Source organism: Lacinutrix sp. MEBiC02404 (assembly GCF_053601575.1).
Map to the genome: position 1 here is coordinate 429,687 of NZ_JBSHNV010000220.1, position 21,062 is coordinate 450,748.

Below are 21,062 nucleotides of genomic sequence, written 5' to 3' on the forward strand. Positions count from 1 at the left end.
GCCTATTGTTTACTGCAGACCTACAACGTTTTTAAAACCTGCTAGGTCTATGCAATTCGTATAATTCCATGTCTAACGGACTCTCATTAGTTGGAGTAAATTCTTTTTCTAACGTTTTTTGCCAAACAAAACCATTGTTTAAAGCTACGTTTACACTTGGTAAATTATCTTTGTGTACTATAATTTGAAGCGTTTCTAATTCTAAATGCTTAAAAGCATATTCGGATAAAGTTTTTACAGCATTAGTAATTACTTTTTTTCCTTTAAAAGGATAACCAATACAATAAGCAAATTCGCCTTGTTTTATAGTCCAATCTAATGCTTTGATGTAGACTAAGCCAACCAAAGTATGGGATTCTTTTTCTTTTATAGTGAATAAATATTCTTCGTTTTTTTGAAACTGTTTTACTTTTTTTTCTACAAAAAGCTTGGCTAAATTTGGTGTTAAGCTGTCTGCTAAAGTTCCTGGAAAATAACGTTTCAGCCTATCTTGGTTAGCGACCACAAAATCGCAAACTTTCCAAGCGTCTTTTTCTTGGATTTTATCGATATAGAAATTGCTAAACGTTACTATCATTATTGTTGTATTGCTGTATTAGATAGTTTCTTTTCGGCTTCTATTAAGGTTACTGTATTTAAAGACGCGGCAGTGACAGATAGTGGCAAAACGAAAATAATACCAAATACTGGAATTAATAAAAAGAGCATAAATACAATACCATTTCCTATGGCAATACCTCTATTTTTTCTAATAAACTGAATGCTTTCTCGATATTTAAAATGTCTTTCTAAAGTATAATCCATGTTACCAAAACCTGCATAATAGGCTTGAAGAAAGAATAATAATACGGTGGAGAATATATTTACTACGGGAATAAATTTAAGTAATAATAACGGAATGGTAAATAGAAGTTCTTTGGCTAAGTTTCTAATATTGATACGTATTCCTCGCCATAATTGTTCTTTAAAGGAGGTTTGACGATGTGTGTGGTTTTCAACGCCTGTAAGATATGCTTCAATTTTTTCGGAAACGGGACTCATAAATGGCGCAGAAAGTGCCATGATAATGTGTTTGTAGACAATTAAACCTATTGCTAAAACTGCGATTCCGCCAATCACTGTGGAAATAGAAGTGAAGGTTTCTTTTCCCCATTCCCAAAACCAAATTTTCGCGATAAAATTACCAACATTATCGGATAAACCATAGGCAGTAATACCTATTATGGTTGCGGTTACTAAACTTATAATTATTGGTATGAAAAAGAATTTCCACAGTTTTAATTTAGAAATTAGTGCGAAACTTCCTGTGTATGCTTTTATGCCTTGAAGTATATTTTTAACCATAGTCTTTTTTTTAAAACCAAGCCTCGCGTTAGCGATTGAAGCATTTGTTGAAGCTCTTTTTTTTGCTATTGAAAGCAAATAAAAAGCGACTGCTGAAAGCGCGACCTACTTTTTTATAGCTATTTGTTGCAATTAACAACGAAATGTTACTTAAAAAAGTGGGTAACGCCCAAATTATTACTATTCTAAACCCTTTTCTAATGAAAGGAAACGTAAATGTTTAATCTTTTTGCCGTAGCAGATTCTTCTCTTAGGGAAGATTAAGATGGGCTTTTATACTCTTTTACAGCATCTATAAAGGCTTTGGCATTTTCTAACGGAATGTTGGGTAGAATACCGTGACCTAGATTTACAATATATTTGTCTTTACCAAATTCGTTAATCATTTGGTGTACCATTTTCTTGATTTCTGCAGGAGGTGAAAATAATCGCGTAGGATCAAAATTACCTTGAAGCGTAATGTTTCCACCAGTAAGATAACGAGCGTTTCTGGCAGAACATGTCCAGTCAATTCCTAAAGCTGCAGCTCCAGATTTTGCCATTTCATCAAGTGCAAACCAACATCCTTTTCCAAATGCGATAACCGGAGTTTCGTCTTTTAAAGCATCGATTATTTGCTGAATATATTGCCAAGAAAATTCTTGATAATCTACAGGAGAAAGCATGCCTCCCCAAGAATCGAATACTTGAACAGCGTTTACACCTGCTTTTACTTTTTCTTTTAAATAGGCAATGGTGGTGTCTGTAATTTTTTGAAGCAATTGATGTGCAGCAACCGGATTGGTAAAGCAAAATTCTTTGGCTTTATCAAAGTTTTTAGAGCCTTGTCCTTGTACACAATAGCAAAGGATGGTCCAAGGCGAACCAGCAAAACCTATTAACGGAATATCGTCATTTAGTTTTTCTTTGGTCATTTTTATAGCTTCGTAAACGTAGCTTAAACTTTCTTTTACGTCTGGAACGATTACCGTATCGACATCTTTTTGTGAGCGAATAGGATTTGGTAAATAGGGACCAAAATTAGGTTTCATTTGAACCTCAATATTCATTGCTTGTGGAATTACCAAAATATCACAAAATAAAATAGCAGCATCCATTCCAAATCTTCGGATGGGTTGCACTGTAATTTCACTTGCTAATTCTGGCGTTTGACAACGTGTAAAGAAATCATACTTTGCTTTGATTTCCATGAATTCTGGAAGGTAACGTCCTGCTTGACGCATCATCCAAACTGGTGGACGCTCTACTATTTCTCCTTTTAATGCTCTTAAAAATAAATCGTTTTTCATAACTGGCTTTTAGCTGCTAGCCCCTAGCTTTTAGCTTTGGTCTTTAGCTATTCTTAATTGTGTTTATTAATCCATTTATCATTTTGCCCTCTGTTTCTATAAGTTCAAAAATGGATTTTAAATCTTCTGGTTTGATGAATTTTAATTCTTTTATTATAATTAATTGCGTATCTACTTCAAAAAGAGAACCCATCGCAATTTCAAGAAATCGTTTGAATTCAAGTTCACTGTTTCTACTACAACCTTCAGCAATATTTGAAGGAATGGAAATCGCTGCTCTTGTAATCTGAGACTTTAATCCAAATTTTTCAGTTGCAGGTAATTGCGCGGTTAAAACATATATTTGTTTTACTAATTCAATTCCTTGCTCCCAAATTTTTAGATTCTTATAATTTCTCATTTTATATATTTAGCCTTTTGCCTTTGCTAATATTTTTTATTTATAACAGTGAACCTAAAGGTTAAGAGCCAACAGCCAAAAGCTATTTTCACTACAGTGAGCTAAATATAATGCTCATTCACCAATTGGATTACACTTTCTACAGTGGGAACCTTAGCTATTCGGATATCTTTAAAGTGTTTTTTAGCTTCTTGTGCCGTAGTTTCTCCAATACAAAAGGCAATCATATTTTCTGAAACGTTATTTTCTTGCTTAAAACTTTGTACTGTGGATGGACTATAAAATAAAACAGCTTCTACAGTATCAGCAAGTTTTACCGCATCCAATTTGGTTTGGTATGCTTCAATTTCGTGAACGGTAATATTGTTTTCGGTTAAAATAGTTGGAAGCGCGTCTAAACGCAAGTCACTACAGAAATAAGTAACTTCGGTTCCTTCTATGTAATCTACTAAATAGTCTGCAAGTTTTTTAGCATTTGGTTCGGTATGTTTTACTTCGCCAATACGTTTTTCTACCAAACGTTTTGTTCTACGACCAACACAGTAAATATTTTGAAATTGTAGCTCGATTGCAGAAAAGTTTTGGAGTAATGCTTCCACGGCATTTTTACTTGTAATCACCACGTTTTGAATAGGATTTCTAACCACTTGTGGTTTTAATCTATTGGTGCTTATTTTTACAAAGTCGGAACTTTCTACACCAAGATTTTCGTTTACTAATAAACGTTGATCTTCTGTAAATGATTTTGTAGAATATACGGTAGTTGGTTTGCTAGATTCTTGTGAAGAATCCATTAAACGTTTCCCGCCTTTTTCTATTACGTAATTGGCACACCATTCTGCCATATCATGGTGCTCACCTAATGTTTTTACACGTTGTACGGTTATTTTTTTACTTCCGTTAGGGCTTAATAAAACACCATCAAAATGTATTTCTTCTTCTTTAATATAACATAATGCGCCAATTGGAGCAGAACATCCACCTTCTAAACGATTTAAAAACTCACGCTCAATTTGCGTACAAGTTTGTGTTTCTTCATCATTAATTTCGCTTAAAATAGCTCTTGTTTCTTCATCTTCCTCTAGAGCAACAATCACTATTGCACCTTGTCCTGCTGCTGGAATCATCCATTCTAAATTCACAGCGGTTTCTGGACGTAATTCTAAACGACCAATTCCTGCTGCTGCAAAAATAGCGGCATCAAAATGTTCTGTGTCGTCTAATTTTTGCAAACGTGTGTTTACATTACCACGAATATCTTCGATGGTGTGTGTTGGGTAACGGTTTAACCATTGTGCTTTTCTACGTAAACTACTAGTTGCAATTACGGCTTCACGCGCTCCCAAAAACTCTTCTGTTGTTTTATACACTAAAGTATCTCGTACGTTACCACGTTTTAAAACAGCGGCTTGAACAATACCTTTTGGTAAAAGTGTAGGTACATCTTTTAAAGAATGTACTGCAATATCTATATCGCCATTTAGCATCGCAATATCTAGGGTCTTAGTAAAAATCCCGGTTATTCCTAATTCGTATAGCGGTTTGTTTAGTTGCAAGTCTCCTGTAGATTTTACAGGAACTAATTGTACTTTGTGACCAAGATGTTCTAATTGGCTTTTTACGATTTTTGCTTGGTATAATGCAAGTTCGCTATCGCGAGTACCAATTCTAATTGTTTTAGACATTTGTTGTGGATGTTTCTAATTGAAACACTTTTTTTATGAGTTCTAGACTTTCGTCTGTAGATATAGCATCATCTTTTAAGTGATGTGCAAAATGATTTGTTATTTTTTGAATAATATTATTGCTAATTAATTCCGCTTGTTCTTCGTTAAAATTGTTTAATTTTTTACGTTGCGTATCTAATTCCGCAACTTTAAAATCATTTAATTTTAGCTTTAGCGCTTTAATAGTTGGTGCAAACTTTCTAGTTTCTAACCAAGCGTTAAAGTCGGCTTTAACTTCTTCAATAATTATTTCTGCTAGCGGGATGTCTAGCTTGCGCTTTTCTAAAGTATCGTCGGTTATTTTAGATAAATGATCTAAATGTACTAAAGTGATGTTCTCTAGTTCATTTACATTTTCATTTACGTTTTTAGGAATGGATAAGTCTAGAATTAAAAGCGGCTTTTTGTTTTGTATAATATGTTTATCTACCGTTGGCATTTGCGCTCCAGTAGCAACAATTAAAATATCGGAAGCTTGAATTTCTTCTTGTAAATTGCTGTAATCTTTAACTACAAGGTTAAATTTTCCAGCAATAGCTTCGGCTTTATCTTTGGTTCTGTTAATTAAAGTGATTTGTTCGTTTTGCGAATGTTTCACTAAGTTTTCACACGTATTTCTTCCAATTTTTCCGGTTCCGAAAAGAAGAATATTTTTTTGCGAAACATTTTCCACTTCATTCAAAATATATTGTACCGATGCAAAGGAAACAGAAGTTGCTCCTGTAGAGATGCTTGTTTCGGTTTTAATACGCTTGCTTGCTTGAATTACTGCATTTACTAAACGCTCTGAAAAGTGATTTAATAAACCTTCTTTTTTAGCTTGTGAAGCAGCATGCTTTAACTGACCAATAATTTCGAAATCCCCTAAAATCTGACTATCTAATCCAGAGCCAACTCTAAACATGTGAGAAATAGCATCTTTATTTTTAAAAACAAATGCTACTTGTTGAAACTCTTCAACAGTACCTTTTGTATTGTCACAAAGTAATTTTATAAGTTGAAATGGGTGTTGTGCGAAACCGTAAATTTCGGTTCGGTTACATGTGGAAGTTACCACAAGGCTTTCTACACCTTCTTGTTTTGCTTGTTCTAGTAACTTTATTTTAGATTCTGAGTCTAAACTAAAATGCCCACGAATTTCGGCATCTGCTTTTTTGTAGCTGAGACCAATTGCGTAAAATGAATTGCCTTTAGAAATATTGTATTGCTCCATTACCTGATTTGGATATTACCAGACAAAAATAGAACGCTTATGCGGATAAAAGTAACGCTAAAAGAACTTTTAGTGTCGTTTGTGGTTTTTTGGTGGTATTTTTTAATATTATATGATAATTGTCATACTTTTGCAGTAATAGCAACGCTTTTTGATGCTATTGTTTAGAACTGTTCTAAATAAGAATTTAAAAATGAAAGAGAATACTACTTTAAAAAATGTCGCTAGAGGGACTTTTAATGAAACAAAGGTCGATGATGGTTTTTTTGTGCTAAGTTATCAGAATGAAAGCCAATTAGTTGAAACTCTGGAGAGAGAGATAGATAGTAGTTTTATTCAGTTCCATTTTTGTATTAAAGGTTCTGCCGCTTTTTTGTTTAATACGGGAAGTTATACCTTAAACATACAAGACGAAACTTCTTTACTTTTATATAATCCGCAACGCGATTTACCAATTCATTTGCAAGTAGATGCCAATACGTGGTTGGTTTCTCTTCTTATTTCTATTAAAAAATTTCATGGTTTATTTAGTCAGGAAGCAGATTATATCACGTTTTTGAGTGATGACAATAAAGATAAAAAGTATTATAAAGACGGAAAAATTTCGCCTTCCATGTCTATTGTATTAAACCAATTGATACATTATAATTTAAACCAATCTATTAAAAACCTATATTTTAAAGGAAAGGCGTATGAACTTTTAAGCTTGTATTTTAATAGAAATGAAGATGCAAATGTAGAACAATGTCCTTTTTTGGTAGATGAAACGAATGTGATTAAAATACGAAAAGCAAAAGATATTATTATCTCTAGAATGTCAGAACCGCCAAGTTTGCAGGAATTAGCAGACGAGATTGCTTTAAGTTTAAAAAAGCTTAAAGAAGGATTTAAACAAATTTATGGCGATTCTGTATTTAGCTTTTTATTAGATTATAAAATGGAAGTCGCTAGAAAATTATTAGAATCTGGTGACCATAATGTAAATGAAGTTGGACTAAAAGTTGGTTATAGTACTTCTAGCCATTTTATTGCGGCTTTTAAAAAGAAGTACGGAACGACTCCGAAAAAATATATACAATCTATAAACTAAAATCATTTCCACTTTTGTGGAAAATACAATAGAAATGAGTAAAGGAATATTATTAGTAAATCTAGGTTCTCCAGAAAGTCCGGAACCTAAAGACGTTAAAAAGTATTTAGGAGAATTTTTAATGGATGAGCGTGTTATTGATATCCCGCTTTTGGCTAGAACCGCTTTGGTAAAAGGTATTATTTTAAATACCAGACCAAAAGCATCTGCAGCCGCCTATAAAAAAATCTGGTGGGAAGAAGGTTCACCGCTTATTGTTCTTTCGGAAAGGCTTCAAAATAAATTGCAGAAACAAACAGATATGCCTGTTGCTTTAGCCATGCGTTATGGAAGTATGACCATGAAGAAAGGGCTTCAGGAATTGGTAGATAAAGGTGTGGATGAAGTTTTACTTTTTCCGTTGTACCCGCAATTTGCAATGGCAACTACAGAGACCATAACGGTTTTAGCTGAAGAATTACGTCAAGAACATTTTCCGAATTTGAAAATAGAATCTGTTCCTGCGTTTTATAACAAACCAGATTATATTGCAGTTTTATCTAACAGTATTGCGAAGCATTTAAAAACGGTAAATTATGACCATGTATTGTTTTCTTATCATGGTGTTCCAGAAAGACATATTAGAAAAAGTGACGTTACAAAATCGCATTGCAAAATAGATGGAAGTTGTTGCGTAACGCCAAGCAAAGCACACGAATTTTGTTACAGACATCAATGTTTAGAAGTAACACGTTTGGTTGCAGAAAAGTTGCAATTTAAAGAAGGTGCTTTTTCTACATCGTTTCAATCTAGATTAGGATTTGATCCTTGGTTGCAGCCATATACAGATAGAACTATTGAGCGTTTAGGAAAAAAAGGTGTGAAAAATATGGCCATTGTAACGCCAGCTTTTGTGAGTGATTGTTTAGAGACTTTAGAAGAGATAGCGATGGAAGGGCAAGAAATTTTTCATGAAATGGGAGGAAAGGATTTTTCAACGGTTCCGTGTTTAAATGACGATGACGAATGGGTTTCTTTACTTGCGAAATGGGTGAATAACTGGTCTGATAAAGGAGTTTTATCATAATATCACTATGGAATATTACAACTACATAAAATCCTTACATCTCATTTTTGTGATTACTTGGTTTGCAGGATTATTTTATATTCCTAGATTATTTGTGTATCAAATTGAAGCGTTTCATAAACCTTCACCAGATAAAGAAATTCTTGGGAAGCAGTTGAAGCTAATGGCAAAGCGTTTATGGAATATCATTACCTGGCCTTCTGCAATTTTAGCTACAAGCTTTGCAATTTGGTTATTGATTTTACAACCCGTTTGGTTGCAACAGCCTTGGATGCATGTAAAATTAGGTTTTGTAGTTTTACTAATCATTTATCACTTAAGAACACATCAGTTTTATAAGCAACTGCAAAACGATGTGGTTAAAAAAACTTCTAATTTTATGCGATTATGGAATGAAGGAGCAACCTTTATTCTGTTTGCAGTGGTATTTCTAGTCATACTAAAAAGTGCTTTTAATTGGATTTTTGGCGTGCTAGGTATTTTTGCTCTAGGTGTATTATTAATGTTAGGTTTTAAAGTGTATAAAAATATACGCAACAAGAATCCGGAAGCTTGATTAAAAGATACAAATACCAAAAACTAAAACCCCAAATGCCAAGTAATAATCTTGAGACCTAACAAATGGAATTTCTAATTTGATTTTTCTGGTATTTACACGAAGTGTTTTTGGTGTGATTATTGCTATATTTAGACTATTATAATACTAATTTAAGGTACCTGTTTATACAGGCATTTCTATGATATTAAAAAAGTTGTCTTTACGGGTTCGTATTTTTATTGCCATGATTCTTTTGGTGTTTTTAGCGTCTATTTTAATAACGGCAGTAGCTGTTTATCAAAATAAAGAAGAAACTATTGATTACCACACGCAAAGATTAGAGCGTAAAGAAGCTAATATTAAAAGACATATTAATTTTGTAATTCAAGAAACAACTTTTGAGGTTAAAACCGAGAAGCTCCCGTTTATTTTTAAAGATGAAATTTACAAAATTGCTTCGGTACATGATTTACCAATAAACCTTTACGATTTAAGTGGTCAGATTTTAAAATCCTCCATAGCAACCTTAACGCAAGATTCTTTGCAAACCTGTTTAAATGCAGAAGTTTTAAATGCTTTAGCAAATACCGTGGAACATAGGTATGTTGAGAAAAGACAAGTAAACGGAGAAACCTATCAATCTTCATTTACCTATATAAAAGACCATAAATCAAAGCCTATTGCTATTTTAAATTTACCATTATTAGAGAATGATGATTTTTTGGCAAAAGAACTGGATGAATTTTTAGAACGAATCGCTTTTGCATATTTGTTTATGTTGCTAATGGCAATTGCTTTGGCTTATGTTTTATCAAAATATATAACAAAATCTTTAAATACCATTAGTGATAAAATTAATACAACTCGGTTAGAAAAACGGAATCAAAAAATTGAATTAGATTCTGCTACAGTGGAGATTGCTGCGCTTGTAAAATCGTACAATAGTATGATTGATGAGTTAGAAGAAAGTGCAGTGCACTTAGCTACTAGCGAGCGGGAACAGGCTTGGCGAGAGATGGCAAAGCAAGTTGCGCATGAAATTAAAAATCCGTTGACGCCAATGCGATTAACCGTGCAGAGTTTTCAACGTAAGTTTGATCCTTCTGATGAAAACATACATCAAAAACTAGACGAATATAGCAAAACGTTAATTCAGCAAATAGATACACTAAGCTCTATAGCTTCGGCATTTTCAAACTTTGCTAAAATGCCAGCACAGAAAAATGAAATGCTTAACGTGGTTGAAATTGTAGATCTTTCTCTAGATATTTTTAATGAAGATTATATCGCGTTTTCATCTAATAGAAAAGAAATTATCGCTAAATTTGATAGAACACAGCTCATTCGAGTGGTTACCAATTTAATTAAAAATGGTATTCAAGCAATTCCTAAAGATAAAAAACCAGAGATTGTAGTGAAAGTACTGGAGGAAAATGAGCAGATTAAGATTACAGTTTCCGATAATGGTATCGGAATTACAGAAGAAAATAAATTAAAAATATTTGAACCAAAATTTACGACCAAAACCAGTGGTATGGGATTAGGTCTTGCAATGGTTAAAAATATTATGGAAACTTATAAGGGAAGTATTACCTTTACCACGCAATTAGGAATAGGCACCACTTTTACGGTGACTTTTCCGAAAGAATAAAGTTAAAAATAAATCAGATGGTCACTCTGAGCGTGTCGAAGAGTCTTCTAAAACCAAATAAAAATGTCATACAACAACATCTTATCTGCAACCCAAAACGGAATAACAACCATTACTATTAATAGACCAACAAAGCTTAATGCGCTTAATAAAGAAACTATTCAGGAACTGCATGAAGGTTTTAAAGCTGCGAATAAAGACAAAAACACCAAAGTTATTATTGTAACAGGAAGTGGTGAAAAAGCTTTTGTTGCGGGTGCAGATATTAGCGAGTTTGCAAACTTTAGTGTAGATAATGGCGGGAAACTGGCAGCTAAAGGACAAGAATTACTATTCGATTTTGTAGAAAGTTTAGAAACACCAGTTATCGCTGCTGTTAACGGTTTTGCACTTGGTGGCGGATTAGAGTTAGCAATGGCTTGCCATTTTAGAATAGCAAGTGATACTGCTAAAATGGGATTACCAGAAGTTTCTCTTGGTGTAATTCCTGGTTATGGAGGTACACAGCGTTTGCCGCAATTAGTTGGTAAAGGTCGTGCTATGGAAATGATAATGACCGCTGGAATGATTGATGCAGAAACAGCAAAAAACTACGGATTAGTAAATCATGTAACCACGCAAGAAGAGTTAATACCATTGGCTGAGAAAATAGCAAGTAAGATTATGCGTAATTCAACGGTTGCAATAGCCAAAGCCATCAAAGCCATTAATGCTAATTATAAAGATGGTAAAAATGGGTATAAAGTAGAAATTAAACAATTTGGAAAATGTTTTGGAACCGAAGATTTTAAAGAAGGAACAACCGCCTTTTTAGAAAAACGTAAAGCAGATTTTCCAGGTAAATAAACGATATATTTAATAAAAACACATATGAGGAAACTACTTATTACAAGTATAATTTTATTTACAAGTATTTTAACTTTTGGACAAAATGAATTTGACAATATTATTGAAGGACCTGTCTTTAAAGATCAAACAAATTGGACACAAATAGTTTCTTCTGAAGATGATGGAAATGGTGGTCTTGTAATTGTAAGAACATTTCATGTGCACTCTAGATCAAATGCGGAAGCCTACTATATAGAGCATTATGATAGTGATTTGAAATTAACTAATAGAGTGAAAATAGATAATGCTTCAAGCAATATTGTTATAGATAATGGTGTAATTAATATGATTATGTTTGGTTTGGATGAAGCAACAAATGCATATGAGTTTAATTTATTATCATCTACTATTGAATCCATGAAGTTTGAAAAGAAGCATTTATGCTCATCAGGGAAAGATCAAAAATTATCTATGTCTTTGTACGCTTCATCTAAAACATATGATCCTAATTCTTTTGGAACTGTATATTTCTCTGAAAACAAAAACTATAGTGCTTTGATTTTTGATATTAAAAATGAAGAAGAAGCAACACATAAAGTTTTTGTTTTTAATAAGAAATTCGAACAAGTAAAGGAGTACACATTCAAGAAAAACATTCCAGATGTATTTTTTGATTTTCAAAGTGTTAATGTAGATGACACAGACGGTTCCATTCTTTTATTAGGTAAAGTTTTTGAAAATAATACTAGAAAATTAATAAAAGACGATAAAGTAAACTATCATTATGAACTCTTTAAGCTAACTAATAATGGACAAGAAAAAGTAGATTTACAAACAAACAATAACTTTGTTAAATCTTTAGTGCCAGTTAGAAAAGGAAATAATTTATCTTATGTTGGTTTTTATGGAAAAGACAAGGAAGAAAAATCAAATGGAGTATGTAGGTTTGATATAAATATTAAAAATCTAAGTATAGAAAAAAGTAGTTTTGCTCAATTTTCAGATGATTTTATTATTGAAAAACTTGGTAAAAAATCGGATAAAGGGTTTAAAGATTTGAATATTAATGCTGGTTACATGCAAGATAATGGTAATATTATTTTAGCTGCAGAAGAACAACTAGATAAATATGGTCAGCATACAGGAATAACTTATCTCTATGATGATATTATTTCAATTAAAATGAACAATAATGGTGAATTAACTTGGGCTAAAAATATAATTAAAGAGCAGGCGGATACTTATTTTGATGTTGCTAATACTGTACATGCATCCTATGGTTCTGTATTTAGGAATGACAAACTATATTACTTTTTTAATGCTTCTCCAAAAATAAAAGAATCAAAAAATGGCGTGGTTGAATTTGGGAAATTCAAAAGAGATAAATCTGCTATCTATTGTGTTATTTTAGATGAAAACGGAAAGTCAAATTATAAAAAAATATACGAAGACAAAGATTTAGACATTCTATTTCATACAGAAGACAATATTATAGATGCTGAAGGAAACATAATTATTTTTGGTGATTCTGGGGAACAAAAAAGATTTCTTAAAATAAAAATCTAAATTTTTACAGAGTAACAAAAGTATTTTAAACAAAAAAAGCGAGCATAAATGCTCGCTTTTTTTTTACGTTGATATTATATAATCTAACTAGAACTGTATGTAATCAACAAATGTTCTTCCTTCTGTTTTTGTAACAATCTTATATGTTCCTTTTAGTTTTTGGTCTAAACTTAATACTCTACTTATATTTTTAGAGTCGTCCATAATGGTTTCCGAATAAATTAAGTTAAAGATATCACCTTCTGCGTCTTCGTAATAAACATTAATGTCTAAAGGTTCTTGGTTTAAAGATAATTTAGAGATGTACACTTTGTTCTTTTTATTTCTAACATGAGGTTTAAAGATTATAGATTCTTTTTCTTTTTTAAAAACAACTATATTGTTAGAGACTTGAAAAGGAATTATTACGATTTTAAAATCTTTGTTTAATTCAAAAAAGTAATCCCCATTTGGTAATTCTGTTAAATCAAATCCTTTGGTGTAATCCCCAGAATTCTGAATGAACTCATTATAGAGAATAATGCCGTACGTATTCTTAATTAATAGTTCGTCTCCTTTTTTAACATCATTTAATGTTAAGGTTGTTCTTTTTGCATCCTTTAAACTGTTTAGTGGTGCATTTGCGTTTGCTAGTAAAGTAGTAAATAGTACTACTAATACTAAAGTGCTTTTCATTAATTTTTTCATAATCTTATAGGTTTAATGATTATACGGACAAAGTTATAATGAAAAGAGAGTTTGTAAAACAGCTATTTTTGCAACTATATATACTATTTTAACTCAACTATTTGAATTATAAAATATTATCTGTTAATATGGAATATAATTTTGATAATATAGCACACACAAAGCTTCTTATAATTTTACTTAAATACCTAAGGTTTTAAAAGTATGGGGAGCTTTAAGTTTAATATTTAAACGGAAGTGTGTAAAACAAAAAAGCGAGCATAAATGCTCGCTTTTTGAAAACTGAAGAAGTATTATATAAATCTAACTAAAACTGTATATAATCAACAAATGTTCTTCCTTCGGTTTTTGTTACTATTCTATAGTTTCCTTTTTTCTCTATATCTAAATTTAAAATTCTATTTATATTATTTGAATTTTCAAGGGTTTCAGAATAGATTAAATTATAGTTATTGCTTTCTAAATCTTCATAATAAACTTCCACTTTTAAAGGTTGGTAGTTTAAAGATAGTTTAGAGATGTACACTTTGTTCTCTTTGTTTTTAACCAAAGGTTTAAAAATTGTAGATTCATTGTCATTTTTAAATGCAACTGAATTATTTGAAACATTAAAAGGAATTATTTTAATTGTAAAATCTTTGTTTAATTCGAAAAAGTAATCTCCTTTTGGTAATTCTGTTAAATCAAATCCTTTTATATAATTACCAGAATTTTTAATTACTTCTTTGTAAAGAATAATTCCGTAGGCATTTTTAATGATAAGTTCGTCTCCTTGTTTAACATCTTTTAATGTTAGAGTTGTTCTTTTTGCATCCTTTAAATTATTTAAAGGTGCATTTGCGTTTGCTAGTAAAGCAGTAAATAATACTACTAGTACTAAGGTGTTTTTTATTAATTTTTTCATAATCTTTTCTTGTTATATATATTCCTAATCGTTGTTTCATTAAAACAACGGTAATTAAATTGGTTCTTAGTTGATCACTTTGTTGGCTATTACTATTATAGTAATAAAGCGTATTGCTTGGGCTTTTGTTTCTTGTATGAATTTTTTCATAACCATTTGGGTTTAATTATTATGTGGACAAAGGTATAAGCAAAGGAGAGTCTATTAAACATCTATTTTTACAACTATCTATGCTATTTTAACCTTGTAGGTTGTTGCGAAAACGATATATGTTAAAATAGTATATAATAGTGGTAAATTAACACATGCTAAAATTTTTATTATTTGTAAATTTGTAGCGTATTTAATATCAAAAAAATATTTTGCAGTTAAAACCTACATTTAGAAAAATTACGCCGGATTTTGGTAGTTCTATTACCGCTATTCAAAAAACCAAGAAGCGAAAACGAAGCGAAGCTTTCTGGCATTTTCATCCAGAATTAGAATTAGTATATGTTAATAAAGGAAAAGGGAGAAGGCATATTGGTAATCACCTTTCTTACTTTAATAATAGTCAATTGATTTTAATCGGATCTAATTTACCGCACAATGGATTTACAGATCGATTAACTTCTAAAGGGAAAGAAACAATGGTGCAATTTCATCCGGAGTTTTTGGGTGATTTGTTTAATAAGCTGCCAGAAATGAAAAACATTTTGCAGTTAATAGAACGCGCTAAAAAAGGAATTTTATTCAAACCAGAAATAAAGAGAATTGTTGGTCCAAAAATAGAGAAGTTACCAAAATATGAAGGCATAAAACGCGTAACAAAGCTTTTAGAGATATTAGAATTGTTGGCTTTAAGTGCAGACTATGTGTTGCTTAACGAAAATGGGCATATGTTTGAAACCCAACCACAAGACAGTAATAAAGTAGATAAGATTTTTAAATACGTTAATAAAAATTATCAAGAACATATTACTTTAGATGAAATTGCAAGTCATGTAAATTTAACGGTTCCTGCGTTTTGCAGGTATTTTAAAAAAGTTACAGGAAAGACATTTACACAGTTTGTTAATGAGTGTCGTATATTTTATGCAACAAAGCTTTTAACAGAAAGTCAAAGTAGTATCACCGATATTTGTTTTGAATGTGGTTTTAATAATTTTTCACATTTTAATAAGGTGTTCAATGAAGTAATAGGAAAGAGCGCCTCGAAATATAGAAATGAAATGCGATTAATAATTCAATAAAAATACCGGAATAGAAGTACTGCATTAGAAATTGCAAAAGAGAATTCAAACTTACTTTTCACCATGCCATTCGGCATAAAATTGGGTTAGAAAACCTTCCATATAGTGGTGTCTTTCTTGCGCAATTTCTTGGCCAGTCTTTGTATTCATTTTATCTTTTAGCAATAGTAGTTTTTCGTAAAAATGATTAATTGTAGGAGCAGTAGATTGTTTATATTCTTTTGTACTCATTTTTAAATTCGGCGTAATTTCAGGATTATAAAGTGCTCTGTCTTTAAATCCGCCATAATTAAAACAGCGCGCAATACCAATAGCGCCAATGGCATCTAATCGATCTGCATCTTGTACAACTTCTAGTTCTTTAGAAGTAAAAGCTAATGCACCTTCTAAGGATTTGTTAAAGGACATGTTTGCAATAATGTTTACAACATGTTCGATAACCTCAGAAGGTACATTTTCTTTAAATAGAAATTCACGTGCTACTCTTGGTCCTACCGCATCATCTCCGCCATGAAATTTGCTATCTGCAATATCATGTAAAAGGGCAGCTAATGAAACTACAAAAACATCTACGTTTTCTTTTTTAGAAATAAGTAAAGAATTATTAAAAACCCTTAGGGTGTGAAACCAATCATGGCCACCTTCGGCATCTTTAAGCGTTTCTTTTACAAATGCTTTTGTGGCTTCCATGAGGATTTCAGTATTCATATACTTCTATAATTTTGCAGGTTCTACCCAATTAAATTGGAAAGAGTTTTCAGGAACTTTCATACGATCTGCGATACGAATCATTCTAGAAGGAAGCTTCATCAGGTAATCTCTAGCTTTTTCAGCTTCATCGGTTAGATTGGAAACCTTGTCAATTTCCCAACGGATAATAAGTTTGTCTAAAATATCTACATAATCTGCAGCGGTGTATACACCAATACGTTGTGCGGTATTAGAAAACTCTTCAAAAGCGGAACTTATTTTGTTTCCAGATTCTCTTAAAAAATGCGCAGGCATGGTAATTTTTTGCTTCATCATATATTGAAAAGCAAGCATCATTTCACTAGGATCTACAGCAAAAATACGCTCTACAAATTCGCAGTATGCATGATGGTGTCTCATTTCATCTCCAGAAATAATTTTACACATTTTAGAGAGTTGCTTATTTCCCTTCTGTTTCGCCATTTTAGCGACTCTATTATGAGAAATGTAGGTAGCTAGTTCTTGAAAACTGGTATATAAAAAGTTTTTATACGGATCTCTATCGGTACCAATATCAAAACCATCTGCAATAAGATGCTGCGTGGTTTTTTCAATTTCTTTCATATTAACACGTCCAGAAAGATATAGATATTTGTTTAACACATCACCATGTCTATTTTCTTCTGCGGTCCAGTGTCTCACCCATTTAGACCAACCATTTCTTCCTACTTGATCTACACCTTCCACATCCATTAACCAGGATTCGTAGGTTGGTAGGGCTTCTTCTGTTATCATATCACCAACTAAAACTACCCAGAAATCATAAGGTAATTCTTTAGAAAGCTCTCTAATTTCTTTTACTTCTTCAAAAAAATTATCACCTTCGCTATTTGGTAAAAAATCAGATGGTTGCCAAATGGTATCTACCGGAATTAGATATTTTTGAATTAAGGACTCTATGTCTTTTTCTAAAAACGACATCACTTCTAATCTTACATTTTTTGTGGACATAATTTTATAGTTTAATACTGTTTTTTATTGTTTTTTCAATATGCTCTAGCAATAATTCCGTCGTTTCAAAATCACTTTTTTTAACTGGTTTATGTGCCGTAAAAGTTAAGTGATTTCCTATACCTAAAGGAAACTTACCATAGCGTAAGTTTTTCCATGAGTTATTAATAGTGACTGGTATTATAATAGCACTTGGTATGTATTTTATTAGCGTTTCCAGACCTTTAGTTTGAAAAGGTTTTGGTTTTCCATCACGACTTCTAGTACCTTCCGGAAAAATAACTGCTGCCCGTTTTGTAGATTCTATATAATCTCCAAATTTACGAATGGCCACAATAGATTGCCTTGGGTTTTTTCTATCTATTAAAACAGAACCTCCGTGACGCAGGTTATAAGAAACACTAGCAATACCTTTTCCTAATTCCTTCTTACTTACAAATTTAACATGATGCTTTCTAAAATACCACATCAATGGTGGAATATCTGCCATGCTTTGATGGTTCGAAACGATCAGTACAGGTTGCGAATTATCTAAGGGATAGGCATTGTAAAACGAATGTCTTGAGCCTAAAATATTTACACATCGCATAAGACAAAACTGTAAAGCATCTACACTATTTTTATGCGCATTGTATCCAAAAACATTGAAACAAAACCATTGTATGGGATGAAACACTGCTAATGTTAATCCGAAAAAAAGATAGTAGATACAAGATAATGGATATGCTATAAGTTTTCTCATTTTTTTTGTTAAAATGTAATACTCCAAAAATAAAAAAACCACGTCTATAAAACGTGGTTTAATTGTAATAGTTTGTGTGTAACTTTAACTTTTAACATATAATGTTAAAAGGCTACTAACAATGCTCGTTATACGCATCTATAAGATTTTCTGCGATCATTTCTGCAGGTCTACCTTCAATATGGTGACGTTCTAGCATATGTACTAACTCTCCGTTTTTAAACAAAGCCATACATGGTGAGCTTGGAGGAAAAGGGATCATATATTCACGAGCTTTATTCACTGCTTCTTTATCCACTCCTGCAAAAACCGTTACAATATGGTCTGGTCTTTTTGCGTTTTTTATACTAGTTTTAGCTCCTGGTCTTGCATTGGCTGCAGCACAACCGCAAACTGAATTTACAACCACTAAAGTTGTTCCTTCTTTTGCAATAGCTGCATCCACATCTGCAACTGTGTGTAATTCTTCAAAACCTACGTTGGTTAAATCTTCACGCATTGGTTTTACTAATTCTGCTGGATACATATCTTGTAATTTTATGTTTAATAATTATTTCTATGCAAAGATAATCAAAAACCGTGCAATAATTATTATGGTGTTACCTTATGACAGTAGTTCTTTATATTTAGTGTTAAAGAAAATTAGGAGTTTTTAGTTTAGGCAAAAAAGAAAAATCAAGCATAGCAATAGCTATGGTTTGTTTTTATTTTGACGAATTAGCTAAAAAGAACCATTTTATAATGCTAAATATAAATAACTAATGGCAATTACACTTATGGTGTCATAAGGTCAGGCTATACACTATATCTTTTTTACAAAAAAGTAAAAAAGGATGTCGTTTCTATCCTTAACGCGAACAACGGCATTTTCAATTTTAGTTTTACTTCCCGTATTTTAAAGAGGAGATGTCACGAATATGCAAAAGGGTTTCTGTAACAAAACCACACATATTATAACTAACAAGTAGTATCTTTGAACTTTAAAAATAAAAACATGAGTTTCGGAAAATGGATTGGAGCATCTTTAGGATGGTCTTTTGGAGGGCCAATAGGTGCCATTATAGGTTTAGCACTTGGTAGTTTTGTAGATACATTATCTTCAGGTAAAGGATTTACAATTGGTCAAGGAGATTTTGAAAGAGGAAGTACGCAACAAAGACCAAATTATAGAACACAACAACAACGTAGATCGCAAACTACTTCTGGTGATTTTGAAGTAAGCTTACTTATTCTGGCATCTGTAGTAATAAAAGCAGATGGAGTGCAAGACCAAAGAGAATTGGACTTTGTGCGTAATCAATTTGTTAGCATGTACGGAAAAGACAGAGCGAACAAAGCATTTAAACTTTTTAAAGGTATTAGTAGTCAAACGGTGCCATTACGTCAAGTTTGTAGTCAGATTCAACAAATGATGGATCATGCATCTCGTTTACAATTAATGCATTTTCTATTTGGTATCGCCAAAGCAGACGATATGGTTACCGAAGATGAAGAGCGAACCATTTTTACCATCGCTGGATATCTAGGAATAAGCTCTCGAGATTATAACAGTATTAAAGCGATGTTTTATAACAGTAGCGAGAATGCATATAAGATTTTAGAAATCACAAAAACGGTAACTGTTGTTGAGATTAAAAAAGCATATCGTACCATGGCTAAAAAGTACCATCCAGATAAAGTAGCACATTTAGGAGAGGAACATAGAAAAGGAGCCGAAGAAAAATTTAAACAAATACAAAAAGCATACGAGCAACTTCAGAAAGAACGTGGTTTTTAAATCTTTAGTTTATAGAAATAAAAAAGAGTTCTTGTATCTTACAAGAACTCTTTTTTTGTAAAAAAAAAACGTTACATACTTTCAACCATTAAAATCTCTAGTTTTCTTTCTCCATCCTTAAAAGGCCAAGTAACTATATCCCCTACTTGTCGTCCAATTGTTGCAACGGCAATATCACATAAAATAGATGATTTTCTTTTTTTGTTGTTGGCTTTATTGGTTGGAACAAACATATATTCTTGTTCTTTATTTACAGTGTGATCTTTAATTTTTACACGTCGGTTTACCGTAACTATATTACTTGGTAAGTCTCGTCGAAGTACTTGTTTAGCATTTTTTAATTCTAAAACTAATAGTTCTTCTTCTTGTTTCGTTACTTTTTTTCTTCGGATATGATCTTTAATCATATCATATATTCCTGTTGTTAAAATTACATTTTCTGACATAATATTTTTTTTGAAAACTTCCTTCTAATTACAATGTAGTTGTGACTCAAACATTCAAAAAAAGAACACAGCGTAAAGAGGTGCATTTTTGAGTGTTAAAAGTAGATTTAAAAGAAAATTAAGGTTAAAAATTTGATACTAAAAAGAGTAGCCCTGTTTTGAGTCGTAACAGGGATTAATTAATAAACTCTTTTGAATTTTTTAAAAAAATATCGTCGTGTAAGTAAGATAATGACAAAACTAACCCCAAAGAAGTTTTTATAGTATCTAAAAAATAAATAGTTGTCATTTTATCAAAAGTTGTTAATCAAATTTAACCTTTATATTTGATAATTACAATGATATAAGGATGAAAAATTAATGTTGAATATTAAAAATAGATTTGTCTTACTCAACGATAAGTTCGACTGTTCTCATCAAAATTAACTGTTTAAAGAAAAGACAATCATTCTAGAAGTAATAGTACTCATAAGTTTTTAGATAACATCAAACCGGCAACTACAGACCAAATTAAAAAAGCCTACCGTACTATGGCTAAAAAATACCATCCAGATAAAGTAGAACAAACATAAAAAAGGAGCAGAGGAAAAATTTAAACAAATACAAAAAGCATACGAGCAGTTGCAAAAAGAACGTAGTTTTTAATTCGTTTTTTTGTTTTTAATTCGTTTTTCAACACTCTTAAAGTAGCGCTTTTCCTTCCATTTTCTAATAAAAAAGACTACTAAAACAATTAAGCCAAGAATCATCATTCCTTCTTTTCCTGTCAGGTATTCAAATATTTTCATGAGTATTATTTAGAGATGTAAAAGTCGGTATTAAATAAAGAAGCTTTCAGTGTGTAGCTGTTTTTTTTTTTTT

General features: G+C 31.7%; 23 protein-coding genes and 1 pseudogene. 10 read left to right on the top strand and 14 right to left on the bottom strand.

All coding sequences use genetic code 11. From position 1 onward, the window contains the following. Window positions 1-31: 31 nt before the first annotated feature. From ACVCXO_RS16350 to hemA, 6 genes are all read right to left on the bottom strand, one after another. On the bottom strand, window positions 32-577 hold the full coding sequence (locus ACVCXO_RS16350) for a GNAT family N-acetyltransferase (RefSeq protein WP_452230663.1): 546 nt from the start codon (window positions 575-577) through the stop codon (window positions 32-34). Beyond that, a complete protein-coding gene (locus ACVCXO_RS16355; protein WP_452230664.1) occupies window positions 577-1,344 on the bottom strand; it encodes an EI24 domain-containing protein in 768 nt (255 codons plus the stop codon). Before ACVCXO_RS16355 ends, ACVCXO_RS16350 begins: the two co-directional genes overlap by 1 nt. 260 nt (window positions 1,345-1,604) lie before the next feature. Then, a complete protein-coding gene (gene hemE / locus ACVCXO_RS16360; protein WP_452230665.1) occupies window positions 1,605-2,633 on the bottom strand; it encodes a uroporphyrinogen decarboxylase in 1,029 nt (342 codons plus the stop codon). Window positions 2,634-2,676: 43 nt separating this feature from the next. Beyond that, on the bottom strand, window positions 2,677-3,033 hold the full coding sequence (locus tag ACVCXO_RS16365) for a four helix bundle protein (protein ID WP_452230666.1): 357 nt from the start codon (window positions 3,031-3,033) through the stop codon (window positions 2,677-2,679). Window positions 3,034-3,134: 101 nt separating this feature from the next. Further along, window positions 3,135-4,718 (bottom strand): hydroxymethylbilane synthase, encoded by a 1,584-nt coding sequence (hemC, locus tag ACVCXO_RS16370; RefSeq protein WP_452230667.1) that lies wholly within the window; start codon window positions 4,716-4,718, stop codon window positions 3,135-3,137. Next, window positions 4,711-5,973, bottom strand: a complete 1,263-nt coding sequence (gene hemA, locus ACVCXO_RS16375) for a glutamyl-tRNA reductase (protein WP_452230668.1) — start codon at window positions 5,971-5,973, stop codon at window positions 4,711-4,713. Before hemA ends, hemC begins: the two co-directional genes overlap by 8 nt. Before the next feature lie 39 nt (window positions 5,974-6,012). On the opposite strand from hemA, the gene ACVCXO_RS16380 reads away from it, so the two are divergent. From ACVCXO_RS16380 to ACVCXO_RS16410, 7 genes are all read left to right on the top strand, one after another. Continuing rightward, entirely contained in the window at window positions 6,013-6,141 is a 129-nt protein-coding gene (locus tag ACVCXO_RS16380) for a hypothetical protein (protein WP_452230669.1), read from the top strand. 25 nt (window positions 6,142-6,166) lie between these two features. After that, window positions 6,167-7,063: a helix-turn-helix transcriptional regulator gene (locus ACVCXO_RS16385; protein WP_452230670.1), complete on the top strand. Its 897-nt coding sequence runs from the start codon at window positions 6,167-6,169 to the stop codon at window positions 7,061-7,063. A 34-nt stretch (window positions 7,064-7,097) separates the two neighbouring features. After that, a complete protein-coding gene (gene hemH / locus ACVCXO_RS16390; RefSeq protein ID WP_452230671.1) occupies window positions 7,098-8,129 on the top strand; it encodes a ferrochelatase in 1,032 nt (343 codons plus the stop codon). Between the two features lie 7 nt (window positions 8,130-8,136). Continuing rightward, window positions 8,137-8,685, top strand: coding sequence for a CopD family protein (locus ACVCXO_RS16395; protein ID WP_452230672.1), 549 nt, complete (start codon window positions 8,137-8,139; stop codon window positions 8,683-8,685). Between the two features lie 181 nt (window positions 8,686-8,866). After that, a complete protein-coding gene (locus tag ACVCXO_RS16400) occupies window positions 8,867-10,318 on the top strand; it encodes an ATP-binding protein (RefSeq protein WP_452230673.1) in 1,452 nt (483 codons plus the stop codon). A gap of 63 nt (window positions 10,319-10,381) precedes the next feature. Continuing rightward, window positions 10,382-11,164 (top strand): enoyl-CoA hydratase/isomerase family protein, encoded by a 783-nt coding sequence (locus tag ACVCXO_RS16405; RefSeq protein ID WP_452230674.1) that lies wholly within the window; start codon window positions 10,382-10,384, stop codon window positions 11,162-11,164. A 24-nt stretch (window positions 11,165-11,188) separates the two neighbouring features. Beyond that, window positions 11,189-12,712 (top strand): hypothetical protein, encoded by a 1,524-nt coding sequence (locus ACVCXO_RS16410; RefSeq protein WP_452230675.1) that lies wholly within the window; start codon window positions 11,189-11,191, stop codon window positions 12,710-12,712. 87 nt (window positions 12,713-12,799) lie between these two features. On the opposite strand, the gene ACVCXO_RS16415 is transcribed toward ACVCXO_RS16410, so the two are convergent. Both ACVCXO_RS16415 and ACVCXO_RS16420 read right to left on the bottom strand, forming a co-directional pair. Then, complete coding sequence (locus tag ACVCXO_RS16415) at window positions 12,800-13,399, bottom strand: hypothetical protein (RefSeq protein ID WP_452230676.1); 600 nt, start codon at window positions 13,397-13,399, stop codon at window positions 12,800-12,802. A gap of 307 nt (window positions 13,400-13,706) precedes the next feature. Further along, window positions 13,707-14,303, bottom strand: coding sequence for a hypothetical protein (locus tag ACVCXO_RS16420; protein WP_452230677.1), 597 nt, complete (start codon window positions 14,301-14,303; stop codon window positions 13,707-13,709). Between the two features lie 359 nt (window positions 14,304-14,662). Between ACVCXO_RS16420 and ACVCXO_RS16425 the strand changes: the two genes are divergently transcribed. After that, window positions 14,663-15,535 (top strand): AraC family transcriptional regulator, encoded by an 873-nt coding sequence (locus tag ACVCXO_RS16425; protein ID WP_452231167.1) that lies wholly within the window; start codon window positions 14,663-14,665, stop codon window positions 15,533-15,535. A gap of 51 nt (window positions 15,536-15,586) precedes the next feature. On the opposite strand, the gene ACVCXO_RS16430 is transcribed toward ACVCXO_RS16425, so the two are convergent. The 4 genes from ACVCXO_RS16430 to ACVCXO_RS16445 all read right to left on the bottom strand — a co-directional run bounded on the left by ACVCXO_RS16430 (window position 15,587) and on the right by ACVCXO_RS16445 (window position 18,504). Continuing rightward, on the bottom strand, window positions 15,587-16,243 hold the full coding sequence (locus ACVCXO_RS16430) for an HD domain-containing protein (protein ID WP_452230678.1): 657 nt from the start codon (window positions 16,241-16,243) through the stop codon (window positions 15,587-15,589). A 6-nt stretch (window positions 16,244-16,249) separates the two neighbouring features. Continuing rightward, window positions 16,250-17,236: an acyl-ACP desaturase gene (locus ACVCXO_RS16435; RefSeq protein WP_452230679.1), complete on the bottom strand. Its 987-nt coding sequence runs from the start codon at window positions 17,234-17,236 to the stop codon at window positions 16,250-16,252. 4 nt (window positions 17,237-17,240) lie between these two features. After that, on the bottom strand, window positions 17,241-17,978 hold the full coding sequence (locus ACVCXO_RS16440) for a lysophospholipid acyltransferase family protein (RefSeq protein WP_452230680.1): 738 nt from the start codon (window positions 17,976-17,978) through the stop codon (window positions 17,241-17,243). Window positions 17,979-18,093: 115 nt separating this feature from the next. Beyond that, window positions 18,094-18,504: a BrxA/BrxB family bacilliredoxin gene (locus ACVCXO_RS16445; RefSeq protein WP_452230681.1), complete on the bottom strand. Its 411-nt coding sequence runs from the start codon at window positions 18,502-18,504 to the stop codon at window positions 18,094-18,096. A 468-nt stretch (window positions 18,505-18,972) separates the two neighbouring features. On the opposite strand from ACVCXO_RS16445, the gene ACVCXO_RS16450 reads away from it, so the two are divergent. Beyond that, window positions 18,973-19,755 (top strand): TerB family tellurite resistance protein, encoded by a 783-nt coding sequence (locus ACVCXO_RS16450; protein ID WP_452230682.1) that lies wholly within the window; start codon window positions 18,973-18,975, stop codon window positions 19,753-19,755. Window positions 19,756-19,826: 71 nt separating this feature from the next. Here the strand turns inward: ACVCXO_RS16450 and ACVCXO_RS16455 are convergent, their stop codons facing one another. Continuing rightward, the gene (locus ACVCXO_RS16455) at window positions 19,827-20,201 is read right to left on the bottom strand and encodes a GreA/GreB family elongation factor (protein ID WP_452230683.1); all 375 of its coding nucleotides are present in this window, start codon (window positions 20,199-20,201) and stop codon (window positions 19,827-19,829) included. A 485-nt stretch (window positions 20,202-20,686) separates the two neighbouring features. Here ACVCXO_RS16455 and ACVCXO_RS16460 point away from each other — a divergent pair. Beyond that, window positions 20,687-20,846: pseudogene (locus tag ACVCXO_RS16460) on the top strand (DnaJ domain-containing protein); the annotation flags it as partial. Here the strand turns inward: ACVCXO_RS16460 and ACVCXO_RS16465 are convergent. Then, a complete protein-coding gene (locus tag ACVCXO_RS16465; protein WP_452230684.1) occupies window positions 20,843-20,989 on the bottom strand; it encodes a hypothetical protein in 147 nt (48 codons plus the stop codon). The pseudogene ACVCXO_RS16460 and the gene ACVCXO_RS16465 overlap by 4 nt on opposite strands. Window positions 20,990-21,062: the final 73 nt, after the last annotated feature.

What these genes read in the sequence shown, in the direction of transcription:
- ACVCXO_RS16350 (WP_452230663.1), bottom strand. Translation starts at nt 577, where the DNA reads ATGATAGTAACGTTTAGCAATTTCTATATCGATAAAATCCAAGAAAAA.
- ACVCXO_RS16355 (WP_452230664.1), bottom strand. Translation starts at nt 1,344, where the DNA reads ATGGTTAAAAATATACTTCAAGGCATAAAAGCATACACAGGAAGTTTC.
- hemE (WP_452230665.1), bottom strand. Translation starts at nt 2,633, where the DNA reads ATGAAAAACGATTTATTTTTAAGAGCATTAAAAGGAGAAATAGTAGAG.
- ACVCXO_RS16365 (WP_452230666.1), bottom strand. Translation starts at nt 3,033, where the DNA reads ATGAGAAATTATAAGAATCTAAAAATTTGGGAGCAAGGAATTGAATTA.
- hemC (WP_452230667.1), bottom strand. Translation starts at nt 4,718, where the DNA reads ATGTCTAAAACAATTAGAATTGGTACTCGCGATAGCGAACTTGCATTA.
- hemA (WP_452230668.1), bottom strand. Translation starts at nt 5,973, where the DNA reads ATGGAGCAATACAATATTTCTAAAGGCAATTCATTTTACGCAATTGGT.
- ACVCXO_RS16380 (WP_452230669.1), top strand. Translation starts at nt 6,013, where the DNA reads ATGCGGATAAAAGTAACGCTAAAAGAACTTTTAGTGTCGTTTGTGGTT.
- ACVCXO_RS16385 (WP_452230670.1), top strand. Translation starts at nt 6,167, where the DNA reads ATGAAAGAGAATACTACTTTAAAAAATGTCGCTAGAGGGACTTTTAAT.
- hemH (WP_452230671.1), top strand. Translation starts at nt 7,098, where the DNA reads ATGAGTAAAGGAATATTATTAGTAAATCTAGGTTCTCCAGAAAGTCCG.
- ACVCXO_RS16395 (WP_452230672.1), top strand. Translation starts at nt 8,137, where the DNA reads ATGGAATATTACAACTACATAAAATCCTTACATCTCATTTTTGTGATT.
- ACVCXO_RS16400 (WP_452230673.1), top strand. Translation starts at nt 8,867, where the DNA reads ATGATATTAAAAAAGTTGTCTTTACGGGTTCGTATTTTTATTGCCATG.
- ACVCXO_RS16405 (WP_452230674.1), top strand. Translation starts at nt 10,382, where the DNA reads ATGTCATACAACAACATCTTATCTGCAACCCAAAACGGAATAACAACC.
- ACVCXO_RS16410 (WP_452230675.1), top strand. Translation starts at nt 11,189, where the DNA reads ATGAGGAAACTACTTATTACAAGTATAATTTTATTTACAAGTATTTTA.
- ACVCXO_RS16415 (WP_452230676.1), bottom strand. Translation starts at nt 13,399, where the DNA reads ATGAAAAAATTAATGAAAAGCACTTTAGTATTAGTAGTACTATTTACT.
- ACVCXO_RS16420 (WP_452230677.1), bottom strand. Translation starts at nt 14,303, where the DNA reads ATGAAAAAATTAATAAAAAACACCTTAGTACTAGTAGTATTATTTACT.
- ACVCXO_RS16430 (WP_452230678.1), bottom strand. Translation starts at nt 16,243, where the DNA reads ATGAATACTGAAATCCTCATGGAAGCCACAAAAGCATTTGTAAAAGAA.
- ACVCXO_RS16435 (WP_452230679.1), bottom strand. Translation starts at nt 17,236, where the DNA reads ATGTCCACAAAAAATGTAAGATTAGAAGTGATGTCGTTTTTAGAAAAA.
- ACVCXO_RS16440 (WP_452230680.1), bottom strand. Translation starts at nt 17,978, where the DNA reads ATGAGAAAACTTATAGCATATCCATTATCTTGTATCTACTATCTTTTT.
- ACVCXO_RS16445 (WP_452230681.1), bottom strand. Translation starts at nt 18,504, where the DNA reads ATGTATCCAGCAGAATTAGTAAAACCAATGCGTGAAGATTTAACCAAC.
- ACVCXO_RS16450 (WP_452230682.1), top strand. Translation starts at nt 18,973, where the DNA reads ATGAGTTTCGGAAAATGGATTGGAGCATCTTTAGGATGGTCTTTTGGA.
- ACVCXO_RS16455 (WP_452230683.1), bottom strand. Translation starts at nt 20,201, where the DNA reads ATGTCAGAAAATGTAATTTTAACAACAGGAATATATGATATGATTAAA.
- ACVCXO_RS16465 (WP_452230684.1), bottom strand. Translation starts at nt 20,989, where the DNA reads ATGAAAATATTTGAATACCTGACAGGAAAAGAAGGAATGATGATTCTT.